The organism is Pseudomonas sp. 8AS, assembly GCF_902506505.1.
GTDB lineage: Bacteria > Pseudomonadota > Gammaproteobacteria > Pseudomonadales > Pseudomonadaceae > Aquipseudomonas.
Window position 1 is genome coordinate 1 of record NZ_LR733406.1, and the last position, 14,104, is coordinate 14,104.

General features: G+C 59.8%; 9 protein-coding genes and 1 pseudogene. 7 read left to right on the top strand and 3 right to left on the bottom strand.

The genetic code is table 11. From position 1 onward, the window contains the following. The first annotated feature begins 139 nt into the window (after positions 1-139). Both GV001_RS00005 and GV001_RS00010 read left to right on the top strand, forming a co-directional pair. Positions 140-607 carry an Lrp/AsnC family transcriptional regulator gene (locus GV001_RS00005; RefSeq protein WP_160076865.1) on the top strand — a complete coding sequence of 156 codons (468 nt, stop codon included), beginning with the start codon at positions 140-142 and terminating at the stop codon, positions 605-607. A gap of 235 nt (positions 608-842) precedes the next feature. Then, complete coding sequence (locus GV001_RS00010) at positions 843-1,466, top strand: trimeric intracellular cation channel family protein (protein ID WP_218582968.1); 624 nt, start codon at positions 843-845, stop codon at positions 1,464-1,466. 528 nt (positions 1,467-1,994) lie between these two features. On the opposite strand, the pseudogene GV001_RS00015 reads toward GV001_RS00010, so the two are convergent. Together GV001_RS00015 and GV001_RS00020 are read right to left on the bottom strand one after the other, a co-directional pair. Next, positions 1,995-2,384, bottom strand: a pseudogene (locus GV001_RS00015) (transposase); the annotation flags it as partial. 50 nt (positions 2,385-2,434) lie between these two features. Further along, positions 2,435-2,695 carry a helix-turn-helix domain-containing protein gene (locus GV001_RS00020; RefSeq protein ID WP_160083079.1) on the bottom strand — a complete coding sequence of 87 codons (261 nt, stop codon included), beginning with the start codon at positions 2,693-2,695 and terminating at the stop codon, positions 2,435-2,437. A 380-nt stretch (positions 2,696-3,075) separates the two neighbouring features. On the opposite strand from GV001_RS00020, the gene GV001_RS00025 reads away from it, so the two are divergent. After that, positions 3,076-3,396: a helix-turn-helix domain-containing protein gene (locus GV001_RS00025; protein WP_160076869.1), complete on the top strand. Its 321-nt coding sequence runs from the start codon at positions 3,076-3,078 to the stop codon at positions 3,394-3,396. Next, positions 3,393-4,712, top strand: coding sequence for a HipA domain-containing protein (locus GV001_RS00030; RefSeq protein WP_160076871.1), 1,320 nt, complete (start codon positions 3,393-3,395; stop codon positions 4,710-4,712). Before GV001_RS00025 ends, GV001_RS00030 begins: the two co-directional genes overlap by 4 nt. Positions 4,713-4,774: 62 nt before the next feature. On the opposite strand, the gene GV001_RS00035 is transcribed toward GV001_RS00030, so the two are convergent. After that, entirely contained in the window at positions 4,775-6,151 is a 1,377-nt protein-coding gene (locus tag GV001_RS00035; RefSeq protein WP_160076873.1) for a site-specific integrase, read from the bottom strand. Positions 6,152-6,988: 837 nt separating this feature from the next. Here GV001_RS00035 and GV001_RS00040 point away from each other — a divergent pair. The 3 genes from GV001_RS00040 (at position 6,989) to GV001_RS00050 (ending at position 14,027) form a co-directional block, all read left to right on the top strand. Continuing rightward, positions 6,989-8,113 carry an HDOD domain-containing protein gene (locus tag GV001_RS00040; RefSeq protein WP_160076875.1) on the top strand — a complete coding sequence of 375 codons (1,125 nt, stop codon included), beginning with the start codon at positions 6,989-6,991 and terminating at the stop codon, positions 8,111-8,113. Positions 8,114-8,420: 307 nt separating this feature from the next. Next, positions 8,421-9,341 (top strand): diguanylate cyclase domain-containing protein, encoded by a 921-nt coding sequence (locus GV001_RS00045; protein WP_160076885.1) that lies wholly within the window; start codon positions 8,421-8,423, stop codon positions 9,339-9,341. Positions 9,342-9,371: 30 nt separating this feature from the next. Continuing rightward, on the top strand, positions 9,372-14,027 hold the full coding sequence (locus tag GV001_RS00050; protein WP_160076887.1) for a CHASE domain-containing protein: 4,656 nt from the start codon (positions 9,372-9,374) through the stop codon (positions 14,025-14,027). Positions 14,028-14,104 lie beyond the last annotated feature (77 nt).

A 14,104-nucleotide genomic window follows, 5' to 3' on the forward strand; every position in this document is an offset into this window, starting at 1 on the left:
GACGCCGGGCACCTCAGACTAACAATGCCACTCCTGCGTCGCTGCGCTCCGACTGCCTGTCCGAATGATCGTGGAACAGGTGTCCGGATCAGCGTGGGCTGAGTGTCCGAATGGCGTGGAATCCGCAGAGGCACCCAGTATGAGTCTCGATTCGTTCGACCTAGCGCTGTTAGAGGCAGTGCAGCGTGACGCCACCACCTCGCAGCTAGAGCTGGGCGCCGAGGTGAATTTGTCCTCCGCTGCAGTCAATCGCCGCCTGAAGAAAATGAACGCCGATGGCGTCATCCAGAGAACCGTGGCCATCGTCGACCCGACGCGCTTGGGCTATACGTTGACGGTGATCGCCCAGGTGGAGGTGGAAAGCGAACGCCTGGATCTGCTCGACAGCATGAAACGCACCTTCCTGGCTTGCCCAGAGGTGCAGCAGTGCTACTACGTCGCTGGCGAATGCGACTTCGTGCTGATCATACTGGTGAAGAACATGGAGCAGTACACCGAGCTGACACGGCAGCTGTTCTTCGAGAACAACAATGTCAAGCGCTTCAAGACCCTGGTCTCGATGAGCAACGTCAAGACCGGGCTTATGGTGCCCACACATCTCCCGTAACGAGCAAATGAGGCAACTCGGGCAGATCGGTGGAGCGAGGGTCTTTCGGCCGCTTAAGCTTCATCTGTGCATGCTACTAGGTGGGGCCGGGCGTTTCTGATGCGCTTGGGTGGCAGGAAGCTGAGCGTTGCCTGTCAAAGGGGACGAATACTTCTGCCCGGTTTTACGCTCGAACAAGGTTTGGCATGAGGCGATACTGAATATGGTTGTTTTGTTGTAAGAGAGGAGTTTTGTGTTGTTCGACCTTACCGCTGTAGTGAATATCATGGGGCTATGTGCGGTGGCAGTCTTTGCCATTTCCGGAGCGCTGAGTGCAGCGAGGCTGAAGATGGATATCTTGGGCTTTATGCTGATTGGAACGGCCACGGGTATTGGGGGCGGCACGTTGCGTGATGTGCTGATGGGGAATCTACCTGTTTTCTGGATTAGGGAACCTATCTGGATTGTGATTTGCCTTGCTTCCTCTGCAGCCACATATTTCGTTGCGCCCAGGCTGACTTCGTTGACAGGTGCTTTGCTCTGGATGGATGCCATCGGCATCGCATTGTTCGCGGCGGTGGGTACTGAAGTTGCTCTGGCGGCTGAGGCTTCGCCGCTGATCGCAATTTGCATGGGCGTTGTAACCGCCACATTTGGCGGGATTGCCCGCGATGTGTTATGTGGCAGCAATCTGACCCTCATGAACGAAGAACTGTATATAACTACCACCCTGGCAGGTTCTGTTACCTACTACGGCCTCAGCACTCTGGGTCACTCGAATAGCTACGATTTGCTTGGCGGTTTTATGGTCGCGTTTGTGCTGCGTGCCTTGGCGATCAAATTCAATATCAAACTGCCTAACCGCTATCGGGCAAGCTGATTCTCTGTTGCGTATTAAGGGTGTGCAGAGTTCTGTGTGATCGGAGGTAGTGGTTGCGGTATCTGCTCGAAAAGAATAGCCGCACCGCCTGGCATGCAGCGCAATCTGCCTATAGGTCGCAGGCCATCAGTGACGGCTTCTGCCCGAAACTGCCGTAAATAGGAATCAGATTGGCTGGCGGCACCGGAAACTGTCGCTACCTGCCACGGAGTGCCATTCGACCTACGAGGCAATATTCCCTGCTTCGCCGCTGGGGCGATTTTTGGGGGACATTGAGCCCTTTATCGAGCGTCCCACGGCAGGGACCTTCGAACGATTCAATTCTCAGACGCCCACCAAACAGTTCAAGGCAGGCCAGCCCCAACAAACCGGGCATCACTAAGGATGGTCTGAAGTAGTCACGCATTTCTGGTCGACTTCAGCCCCTGCCAATTTTGAAAGCGGCAAATAGATCAAAAGCGATCAGATCATCCGCTTATTTCTGTTTTTTCAGCCGCCGCGAGCACCTCGCAGCGGCGATTTCCCACATTACAGGCGCACCTCTCCTGCGGTAGTCAGCAGATGTCGGCGGGCCATCCACAGGTTCGACAGCGCGAACAGCGTCACCAACTGCGCAGTGTTCTTGGCCAGGCCACGGAAGCGCACCTTCACGTAACCGAACTGGCGCTTGACCACTTGAAACGGGTGCTCGACCTTCGCTCGCACTTGTGCCTTGGCCTTCTCGATCTTGCGCTTGGCTTTGTACAGGGCGCTGCGTTTATCGAGCTTCTTGTAGGTGCTGCGGCGTGCCGCGACCTGCCAGATCACTTCTCGGTCAGCATGTTCGGAGCGCTTTTCGACGCCGGTGTAGCCGGCATCGGCGCAGACGACGTTCTCGTCGCCGTGCAGCAGCTTGTCGACCTGGGTGACAGACACCAACTCGCCCACCCGAGTACCCGCGAGCAGCACCTCAACTGAGGCCACGCTCTTCATTTGCGCCCCCGGACGCGTCCGCTCTGCTTGAGTTCAGCCAGGGAGACGGGCTGTGCCTGTATAAACAACTCAGACAGCTGCTGCGCTACCCCCAAAGACGAGGCCAACAGCACCAACGCATCGAGGGTGATTTGCCCTGTCGTTTCAAAACGCTTGATGGTCGATTCTGAAACACCGGCGCGCTCGGCCAGGGTCTTGCGCGAAAGGTTCTGCGCCAAACGCAGCGCGCGCGCGTTCTCACCGATCTGCTGGGCCAGTTCACCGGGAGAGTCTCAAGAGTGAGGCCTCCACGAAACCCTCGGCGATTGAGTAGTGACCAGCCTTTGATACGGATTCTGGCTCAAGCGGTCGACACAATATTCCTCCGACCAGCACTGCAGAATCGATCATAGGATCAAAAGTCCTATGGTCCTTTCAGGCAAAAAAATGCCGGTCACTTGACCGGCCTCTTTGCTATCTCGCTGCAGCTGCGCTGGTTATCCAGTCGTCAACCGCTCAGCCCACATCTCGTATAAATCCTCACGAATGTGAGGATTATGTTGTAGATCAGCACGAAGCATCTAAAATCCTCACGAACATGCGGAATTTAATCCTATGGCCTTGCACCAGCCATAAAACCGCTCAGTCGTGAGGATTTATGAAATTCGACATTGAGTCCCCTGCCGACCTCGGCGAAATCATCCGCGCCAGCCGAAAGGCCATGGGCATGCGCCAGGACGATGCTGCGGGCAGCATCGGCGTAAGCGAAAACTTTCTCGGCAAGGTCGAGCGCGGCGGCGAGACCGTGCAATGGGGAAAACTCTTCCAGATCATTCAGGAACTGGGCCTGACCGTCTCGGTAGAGGTACCGGAACCGTATGCCCAAGACACCCAAGCCACCCTCGCCAAACGCCGCGAGCAGCAGGCGGCACCGTCCGCTACGGCGCAAGTGAAGTCGCCCCAAGGTGAGCGCACATGACCCCGCGCACCCTGAACGTCTGGATCAACGACGCACTTGTGGGCTACATCCGCGAGCACAATGGGCTGTGGGCGTTCGGTTATGCTCCTGCGTGGCTGGCCAGCAACAGTGCCTTCCCGGTGTGCCCGGGATTACCCCTGCAACCCGAGGAACACCTCGACGGCGCCTCCCACCGTCCGGTGCAGTGGTATTTCGACAACCTCCTACCGGAAGAGGGGCAACGCGCCCTCCTCGCCAAGGCCTCGGCGGCCAACGTGGAAGATGCCTTTGCCCTGCTGCAGGTTTACGGGGCTGAGTCCGCCGGCTCACTCACCCTGCTACCGCCCGATACCCGCCCAGCCAACGGCACCGAAAAATCCCTGCCCTTCGAGGAACTGTCCCAGCGTATCCAACATATGCCGCAGGTACCGCTGGCCTATCGCTCGGCGAAAAAGATGTCGCTGGCCGGGGCACAGCACAAGATGGCGGTCATCTACCGGGACGGCACCTTGTTCGACCCGGAGGGCTCCACTCCCTCGACGCACATTCTGAAACCCGATCACCCAGACCGGGCCTGGGCCCACTCCGTCATCAACGAATGGTTCGTGATGACCCTAGCCAAGCGCGCCGGCCTGGCCGTGCCCGAAGTGACGCGCCTGTATGTCCCGGAGCCGGTCTATCTGGTAGCGCGCTTTGACCGCACCCACGATGCCGGGCACTGGCAGCGCCAGCACTGCCTGGATACCTGCCAGTTGCTGGGGCTGTCACGGGAGTTCAAATACAGCGCCGGCAGTGTCACCAGGCTGGCCGAGGTGGCCGCACTCTGCGCCCCGGCGGCGGTAGCCCGCTTGGCCCTGTTCGAGTGGCTGGTGTTCAACGTGCTGGTCGGCAACGAAGATGCGCACCTGAAAAACCTCAGTTTCCTGACCTACGGCTCCAAAGTCCGCCTGGCGCCGTTCTACGACCTGCTGTGCATGTCGGTCTACGGCACCCGCGCGTTCGAAAAAGACGCCTGGCCGCAGGCCGCTACCCTGGCCTGGCCCATCGAGGGCGAAGCGCGTCTGAGCCAGGTGACCCCTGCCCTGCTGCTGACCGCTGCCGAGGTGATGGGCATCAAACCCGGCACAGCCCGCAAGGCGATCACTCGCCTGGTGATCCTAGTCTCGACACAGGCAAAGCAGTTGTTGGCAGAAGTGGAGCAGGAAAACAGCCTACTGGCCGCACAGCGCCCGGCACTGAAAGCGACACTGGCCGGAGAGATGCGTTTGCTGCGCGCCATCGTCAGCATTGTGATCGTAGAGATGACCCGCCAGCTCGGACCGATTGACGCGCGCTAGCTCCCTCAGCGCCATCGCCGTCTGGGCCCGGGCGTCAGCACACCCGGGCCCAGGGGCCAATCTCACGCATCGCCCTCCTCGTCTGGCGCCTGGGCCTCCATACGCCGCCCGTAGAACTCAACCCAATCCACATCACCAAACTCCTTCTGCAGCAACCCCTTCAGATAGGCATGCCAGCCCTGGAGAGCCTCAGCCTTTTCCTCAAAGTACGAGTACCGGTCATAGATGGCATCCACTGACAGGTTTTTGTGGTTGAGGATACGGCTGCGCACTTCCTTTCCCAGCCCCTGCCTGGACATATGCGTGGTCGCCGTACGACGCAGGTCATGTACGGTTGGACGCGAATAGCCGTCCGCGACACGCAGCAGGCTTTCCTCTTCGACTCGCGCCGAATCCTTCACGTAATCATCGTAGAAGCGGCGCATCGCGCGGTTGAGCGACGGTTGCGTCTGCGGCTTGGCAGGCCAACGTCCTGGAAAAACATACTGCCCAGGACTGGGGAGCGTCTTACTATTCGCCCAGTGCTCGGGGTTACTCGACATCACTTTCTGAATTTGTCGTTCGCGCAAATATTTCAGAATACTCAGCACATCATCCGAGAGCGGAATAGCAATCGGGTTGTTGTTCTTCTCGAACTTGCCACTGCGGTCCCAGATCAGGTCGTCGAGGTCAAAGTCGACCCAACGCATTGCAACCACGCGCCCCGAGCGCTGCGCCAGCATCAGACTCAGCAGCAGAGCAAAGCGCGTATTGGTCGTCAGCGAGGCTCCGGCCAATTGGTGGAGAAACCACACCAACTCGTGCCGATTGAGGCTGCGCTCGCGCGGCGTTTCCTTGGCCACCTTCTTGATCTGCACCAGGGGTGTGGCATCGAGAATCTCGCGCTCGACGCAGAAGTTGAACATTTTGCGGATGACGGCCAGCAGACGGTTGGCTTGCACCGGGGCGGTCTTGGCCTTGTGATCAAGCAGCGCCATGACCTGTTTACGGGTGACATCACCGATCTTGGTGCGCCCGAGGTGAGGCACAAACTCAGTGCGCAGCATGCGCTCATCTTCACGCCACGATTTTTTGTTCTTTTCGGCCCACTCTAGGTAGCTGACAACTGCCTCTTCGAACGTCGGACTGGTGCGGTACTCGACCAACTCGACAATCTTCTTCTGTCCCGGATCTATGCCCTGCTTGAGGAGCTCAACGGCCTGCATGGCTTTTGCGCGCGCCTCTGCGAGAGACAAATCGGGGTAAGTGCCCAGGGTCATGCGCCGTGGATGGTTATGGAAGCTGTACAGCAAGATGAAACTTTTGCATGTCTTGTTGACCCGCACCCCGAAGGTGCCATGCCCAGGCATGGCAGGATCAAGGTATTCGGTACGCCCTTTGGCGGGATCATATTTGAGCCGCTTGAGGGTATGTTCGTTCATGGCGACGCGCGTTTTCATACCGAAATCCTGACCGTTTCTGGGGTAGGGTTGGGGTAGGGATTATAGCGCTTGGGGTAGGGCTGGGGTAGGGCTTTGACTAAAAAACAAACAATGGTTATATTCAGCCTAGAAAGCCAGTAAATACGTTAAAACCCTTTAAATTTAGTAATTTACAACTCGTCAATGCTGTCAATTTTAATCAAACGACCTGTGAATAATGGGGCTTTGTCACTGACTTGTAATCAGTAGGTCCCGGGTTCGATTCCTGGTGCCGGCACCATACAAATAAAAGGGTTACGTGAAAGCGTAACCCTTTTTTGTTGCCAAAAATCAGCACGCGGTAGGATTGGGCAGGCACTTGGCATCCAGCCCCATCTGGCCGGGATGGGCCCATGCCCCCTGAAAGGTCCTGGGATCGAATATCCTGTAGCCCACAAACTCCAACCCGCCCGTTCAAAGCTCCCTTACTCTCTCCAGCACATGCTGGCCGTGCAGCCTCTCATCCCAGAGATACCCACCAAGCGTCGAGACACTGGCAAACCACTCGCTGCACCGCCCTGCAACACCCCCCTTGAGAACCGCGCCATTCGCTGAGAGCCACGGTTTCTCATCGGAGTAGGCATGGCGATCATAGATTGCATCCACCGCCAGCTCCTTGTGGTGGAGGACGTGCTGCGCATCGCTTGGGCTGTGCGGGTGCCCGCTCAAACGGTCCAGGGGCATATCTCCCGGTATACTGCCATTGGTGATGGAACTGGACGTCTGCTGCAGGCAGTATCCAAACAGGTGCAAAGAGGGTGAGGGGCGCCCCCAGTACAGCTTTTGTAGGCGGGCCTGGCACCCATAGGAGCTTCGATGCGTGTAATGGTCGTGGACGACGACCCGTGGCTAGCCGACTTACTGCGGCGGCTGGTGCTGAACAAGCGGCCCGGCGCAAGTGTCGACTGCTTCGGAGACGTCCAAACTGCTTATGCGGGATGGCAGAGCAACAAGTATCACCTGGTGCTGTCCGACTGGAACTTGCCGGACGACACCGGCCTGAGTCTGCTGCAGCTTATCCGCGCACAGGACGGGGAGATTCCCCTGGTGGTGATCACCGGACGGGCCGATCGCGACAGCGTCCTTGCCGCGCGCCCACTGGCCATCAGCGCTTACATCACCAAGCCCTTCGAGGTCCCCAAGGTTCTAGAGTGCTTGGACAAGCTGCTGCCGGTGGACGACATGCTGGTGGTCCAGGAACAGAACCACGACGACCTGAACACCTTCCTGGCCAGTCGCTCCGCCGCTGATCTTGATCTGCCGATGCTGCTGCGGGTGAAGGACAGACTGATGCAGTCTACGCGTGGAACCCCAGTGGATTTCCGCGAGCTGACCGAGGACTGGCTGCACGATCCCGCACTCTGCGCCTATCTGATTTCCGCGGCCAACAGCCCCGCCTATGTTTCCGGAGAGCAGCGCTGCACCAGCCTGGCGGATGCACTCAAACGCCTGGGCGGGCGCACCAGCCTCAATCTGGCCATTGCCCTGGCGTTGCGGCAAGCCTGCGAGCAGGAGCACCCCTTCCTCTCGATCCTGGTTCGGGAGCATCTGGAGACTTCGGAGCGCTTGGCAGACAAAGTGGTTCAGCTGGCTCGCCATTGTGGCGTCGAGCATGGCGCCTTGCAGATGGCGGCACTGCTGCACCGCATCGGGGAGCTGTGTGTGCTGCAACAAGCCCAGTTGTGGGCGGAGCAAGGAAATTTTCTGGACGATGATGCCGTGCTCCGAGCTATCGACCAATACGCCCAACCCTTTGCGATTGCCCTCAAGGCTTACTGGGGGGTGCCGAGGGCACTACGCGAGCTGATTGGCTCGGCGTATGCCTTGCCGCATGTTCAGGTACACCGTGAGCAAGTGCTGATGCGTCTGGCTGCGGCTCTTTGCGGTAACGAACCACCCGCCGTCATTGAGCGCCTGAAGCGGCTCGCGGGCATGAGCTGAATCGTCAGGGCCGCGGGCCGGAAGACGCGGGGCCGTAAAGGATGGGGGCACACTAGCGTTGCCGGGGCTGGATAATTTCAAGGGCCTCGACAATCCCGTACAGCGATCGCATGCAGGATAGGACATATGCCGACTACCGTGCCCTTGGCGGGGTTCATGAGCCCTGGATGCTCACTGTGGCAGGCATCACCACCCAGAAGGAGCTGTTTGCCTCGCAAACTACCCGCCCGACAGACGCTAGTGGCTCCCGCCGGCTCTTGGCGGTCGATACAATAATGGCCAACGATCTACTCGATAGGATGTCTCAATGGCGGAGTCAGACGCCGGATCGAACCTGATCCTGATCATCGACGACAGCGTCGATACCATTCGCTTGCTGAACGGCATGCTCAAGGATCAAGGCAAGATCCTGTTTGCCACCAATGGCGAAGCAGGCATACAGCTGGCCCAGCGACAGCAGCCGGCGCTGATCTTGCTGGATGTGGAAATGACCGGCATGAACGGTTACGAGGTCTGCGCCGCGCTCAAGACCGACCCGGCGACCAAGGATTGCGCCGTCATCATTGTCACCGCAAACAGCGGAATGGAGCATGAGATTGCGGCGCTGGAAGCTGGCGCAGTGGACTTCATTAGCAAGCCGTTCAATCCGCCCGTGGTGCGGGCCCGCGTTCAGACCCACCTGCGCTTGCAACAACACTCGGCCATGATGCGCCAGCTTGCCAACCGCGACGGCTTAACCGCACTGTACAACCGCCGCTACTTCGATGAGATGCTGGCACAGGAGTTCGAGCGGCACCGGCGACAGCAATTGCCATTGGCCCTGGCGATCATCGACGTCGATCATTTCAAAGCCTACAACGATCACTACGGCCACCCTCAGGGAGACACCTGCCTGCAGGGCGTGGCCAATGCCATCGACACCGCCACTCGCCGTCCGGGTGAACTGGTGGCGCGTTACGGTGGCGAAGAGTTCACGGTCATCCTGCCGCACACCGACGCTGCTGGCGCCGAGAAATACGGCCGCTGGCTCTGCCAGCACATACAGGAACTGCAGATTCCTCATCAGAGTTCGGCAACCGCCCCTACGGTCACCATCAGCGTCGGCTTGGTCTCGCTGGTGCCGTCGGCCCAGGACTCCACGCAACAGCTGATTGCCGCCGCCGACCAGGCGCTCTACCAAGCGAAAACGGACGGCCGTAACCGAGCCATCGTAAACAACTGGCCATGATTGCCAGACAGACCGGAAGGGGCTTCCCCCATGCGGTATAAAACGCTGCACCCAACGACTCGCGTGCAATGGCTGGTCGCTCTCGTGGTCCTGGCCGGTGTTTACTATGCCGCTGCCCGCCTCGGGCTGCTGTTGGCCTTCGCCAACACCAACGCATCACCGGTCTGGCCGCCCTCGGGCATCGCCTTCGCCGCCCTGCTGCTGTTCGGCTATCGCATCTGGCCAGCCATTACTATCGGTGCCTTTGCCGCCAACTTCGCCGTGTTTGCCGCCAATCATGTCGCCGCGGACAGCACTTCGATCCTCGTATCGCTGGCCATTGCCGTCGGTAACACCCTCGAAGCCATGCTCGGTTGCTATTTGTTGCATGCCTGGGTGAAGTCCGAACACTTTCTTCCGACACCGCTATCGGTCGCCAAGTTTGGGCTGATCACCCTGCTGATGTGCACGGTCAGTGCCGGCATTGGCACCAGCAGCCTGATCCTCAGTGGCATCGCACCGGAAGCCGCACACACGGTCATCTTCACGACCTGGTGGCTGGGCGATACCGCCGGCATTGTCATGTTGACGCCCCTGCTGGTCAGTTGGGCAACCCGATTCGAACCACCCTGGCCCGCTCGGTCGGTCGTCGAGATGGGCCTGTCCGCGCTGGCGCTGGTGCTGGCACTGCTGGTTCTGTTCGGCCAGCGCATTCCCAGCGACGCCGAGAATCGGGCACTGGTGTATCTACTGTTGCCGGCCATCGCCTGGACCGCCTATCGCTACGGGCTGCACGGCGTCACCGCAGTCCTGTTGCTGGTCACCGGCAGTGCCGTCTGGAGCACGACACAGGGTTACGGCCCCTTTGCGACCGGCACGCTGAATGAATCCCTGCTGACCCTGGAAATCTTCATTGCGCTCGCCAGTATCACCGGTCTGGTGCTGGCGACCGACCTCACTGAACGGGCACGGGCTCTGCCGGAGGCATTGGGCACAGTGCCCTTTCGCCAGGTTCGCCCACAGTGGCTGGCGCTGCTGGTCAGCCTTGGCCTGACCGTGCTGGCCTGGCATTTCGTGGCGTCCGGAGCGCAAGTTCAAGCCACTGATCGCTTTGAATATTTGGTACACGACGTACAGCAGCGCATCGACGAGCGCCTGAAAACCTATGAACAAGTGCTGCGCGGCGGGCAAGGCCTGTTCCGCGCCTCCGCATCGGTCGAACGAGATGAATGGCGGGAATTCGTGCAGTCCCAACACGTAGAGCAAACCTATCCGGGCATTCAGGGTATAGGTTTCGCCAAACTATTCAGCCCCGAGCAGAAGGTCGCGCTGGAGAACGGGGTGCGGGAGGAAGGCTTCCCAGACTTTCGGGTTTGGCCCGCGGGAGAACGAGCGGAATACACCTCGATCCTGTTTCTTGAACCCTTTACCGGGCGCAATCTGCGGGCATTCGGTTTCGACATGCTGACTGAATCGGTGCGCCGCGCCGCCCTGACCCAGGCAAGAGACTCGGGTCTGCCGACCCTCTCGGGCAAGGTCAGGTTGGTGCAGGAGACCAATAGCGACGTACAGACCGGTGCCCTGCTGTATTTGCCGGTTTACCGTAAGGGTGTGCCACTCGCGACGCCAGTCGAGCGCAGGGAGGCGTTGGAAGGCTTTGTGTACAGCCCGTTCCGGATGAACGATTTCATGACTGGCACACTTGGCACGAAAACCGCTGAAATTGCCTTGCAGATTTTTGATGGCGACAGGGTCGACGAATCCGCCCTGATGTACTCCAGTGGCTCACTGTCAGCGGAGCAGCAGGCCGAATATCCCAACCCGCTCACCCGACAAACCACGATATCGCTTGCCGAGCACCAGTGGACGCTCAAAATCACGACACTGCCGGCCTTTGAAACCTCGATAGACCGCCAGAAATCGATTGTGGTGCTGGTGGGCGGCTCGCTGATCAGCCTCCTGCTGTTCTTTGTGGTGCGAAATTTGACCACCCTGCGCGAGGACGCCAAGACGCTCGCCGAGCAGCTGACCGTCGCCTTTACCGAGTCCGAGATCCGCTTTGGCACGCTGGTCAATGCGGCCAGTGAATTCGCAATCATCGCCACCGATGTCAGCGGCACCATCAAGATATTCAATACCGGGGCCGAGCAGATGCTGGGCTACCGCGACGTCGACCTCGTCAATCGGCAGACGCCGTCCGTGCTGCATGTGCGCGAGGAAGTGGAAGCACGCGGCGCTGCTTTGAGCCGGCTTCTGGGCCACCCGGTTACGGGCTTCGAGGTGTTTGTCGCGATGGCCCGCCAGGGCCGGGCCGAGACGCGCGAATGGACCTACGTGCGCCAGGATGGTTCACGACTCCCCGTGCAGCTCACGGTTACCGCCATGCGTGATTCGGCTGGCGAGGTAATGGGATTCCTCGGCATTGGCAAAAATATCAGCCATGAGAAGGAAGCGGCGCAGCTGCTACTCGACGCCATGGAGCGAGCCGAGGATGCCAGTCGGGCGAAAAGCGATTTCGTCGCCAGCATGAGCCACGAGATCCGCACCCCGATGAATGCGGTGCTGGGCATCAGCAAATTGCTGTCGAATACCCACCTGTCCGTAGAGCAGAGCAAATATCTACAGATGCTCCGGGGGGCGGGCGAATCTTTGCTCGCCATTCTTAACGACGTACTGGACTTCTCCAAGCTGGAGGCCGGGCATTTGGCAATCGCCCCCGCACCGTTCCGCCTGGACGATGTGCTCAGTGCGCTGGCCACGGTCATGTCGGTCAACGCCGCCGACAAGGACCTTGAGCTGGTGATCGGGGTTGAGCCCGATGTGCCGGACGCGCTCATCGGTGACGCGCAGCGCTTGCAGCAGGTGCTGGTCAACCTGATTGGCAATGCCATCAAGTTCACCGAGCAGGGGGAAGTCGCCTTACTCGTGCAACGGGTGAGCGCCGATGAGCAGACCGCCAGCCTGTGCTTGCGGGTACGTGATACCGGCATCGGCATAACGCCTGAGCAACAGGCGCGCCTGTTCGCACCCTTTACCCAGGCCGACAGCTCCATCGCTCGTCGTTTTGGTGGCACGGGCTTGGGCCTGGCGATTTCGAAACGCCTGGTATCCCTCATGGGCGGAACCATCAGCCTCGACAGCACGATTGGTGCCGGCAGCGAGTTCCAGGTTGTGCTTCCGCTTGCGCGGCAGCCAGGCCAGGCAAGCGAAGACAACGCTCGCTCGCGTGGCCGCCTGCGCATCCTGGTCGTCGATGACAACCCGACCAGCCTCGACTATCTGCGCAAGACAATCACCAGTTGGCAGTGGCAAGTCGATGGCGTGGCGTCCGGCAAACAGGCGCTGGAGCGGGTGCGTCAGCTGGCCCTGCGCGACGAGTTCTATGATGCGGTTGTCGCGGATTGGCAGATGCCCGGCATGGATGGGCTGCGCACCCTGCAGGAGATCCGTGCGGCGCTCCCGATGCGCTGCCTCCCCGGCGTCGTCATGGTCAATGCCTTTAATCACGGCACGCTCATGCAGTCACCCGCGGCGACAGACATCGATGCCGTATTAATCAAGCCCGTCACCAGTTCCAGCCTGTTCGACAGCCTGCATGAGGTGCAGGCCGCGCGCATGGATCTGAATATTCCCCCGCACTCCGGCAAGGTGCATTCAGCCGCAGATAAGCCATTGCAAGGCGTACGCCTGCTGCTGGTCGAAGACAACTCACTGAATCAATTCGTGGCCAAGGGCATGCTGGAGCACGCCGGCGCCAGCGTGGAGATTGTCGACAACGGCCAGCAGGCCGTCGACAGGTTGCGCGCCGATCCGCAGCGTTATCAGCTAGTGCTCATGGACGTGCATATGCCGGTCATGGATGGTTTTTCTGCGACCCGGGTAATCCGCCATGACTTGCAACTGAAACTGCCGATACTGGCTGTTTCTGCCGGGGTACTGAATTACGAGCGCGAGCAGTGCGCAGCGGCCGGCATGGATGGCTTCCTCGCGAAACCCATTGATGGTGAGCAGATGCTGGCCACCATCCGTCAACACCTGCCCCCGGTCATCCAGACGGCAAATGCGCAGGCATCCGCCCCGGAGCCCGCAGCCCCGACGCTCATGGTCGAGAACCTGGCAGTCTTTGATGTCGGCCCGTTGCTCGGCCTGGGCAACGACGACCCAGCCTATCTTGATAGCCTCATTGCGCAGGTCAAGAGAACGGTAGCCAATGGACTCGCCCCCGTTACCGACGCGCATCGCGCCTGGCAGGAAGGGCGGCACAAGGATGCAGCCAGACTCTTCCACACGTTGCGAGGCTCCCTGGGCACGCTAGGGGCAAAGCCTTTTGCCGCAACTGCCCTGCAAATCGAATGCGCCATTAGCGATAACAACCGCATGCGTGTCGATACCCTGTTTCCTGTGGTCACGCAGGAGCTGGAGGCCACGCTGAGGGCTGCAGAACTCTGGCTTGCAAGACAGGCAAGCGGTGAAACCGGCGCGCATGCGCCATTGGATTGCGATCTCACCCAGCTGACTCAGCTGCATGCTCTGCTGCAGCAACGGGATCTGGATGCCTGCCAACTCTACGGCCGCCTGCGATCAGCATTGCTGGCCAAACTGGGCGGCGATGACCGGATCGGGCTGGACCTGGCCATGGAGCAATTGGACTTTCAAACGGCATTGGCGGTTATTCAACCGCTGCTGGAGCGGTGGCCAAGCCAGTAGCCTGATCAGCCTCACGTGGAGTGTTCGCCTGAGCCTCAGGCTGTCGGGGCTCTTGCAGGCCCCACAGTCCCACGATG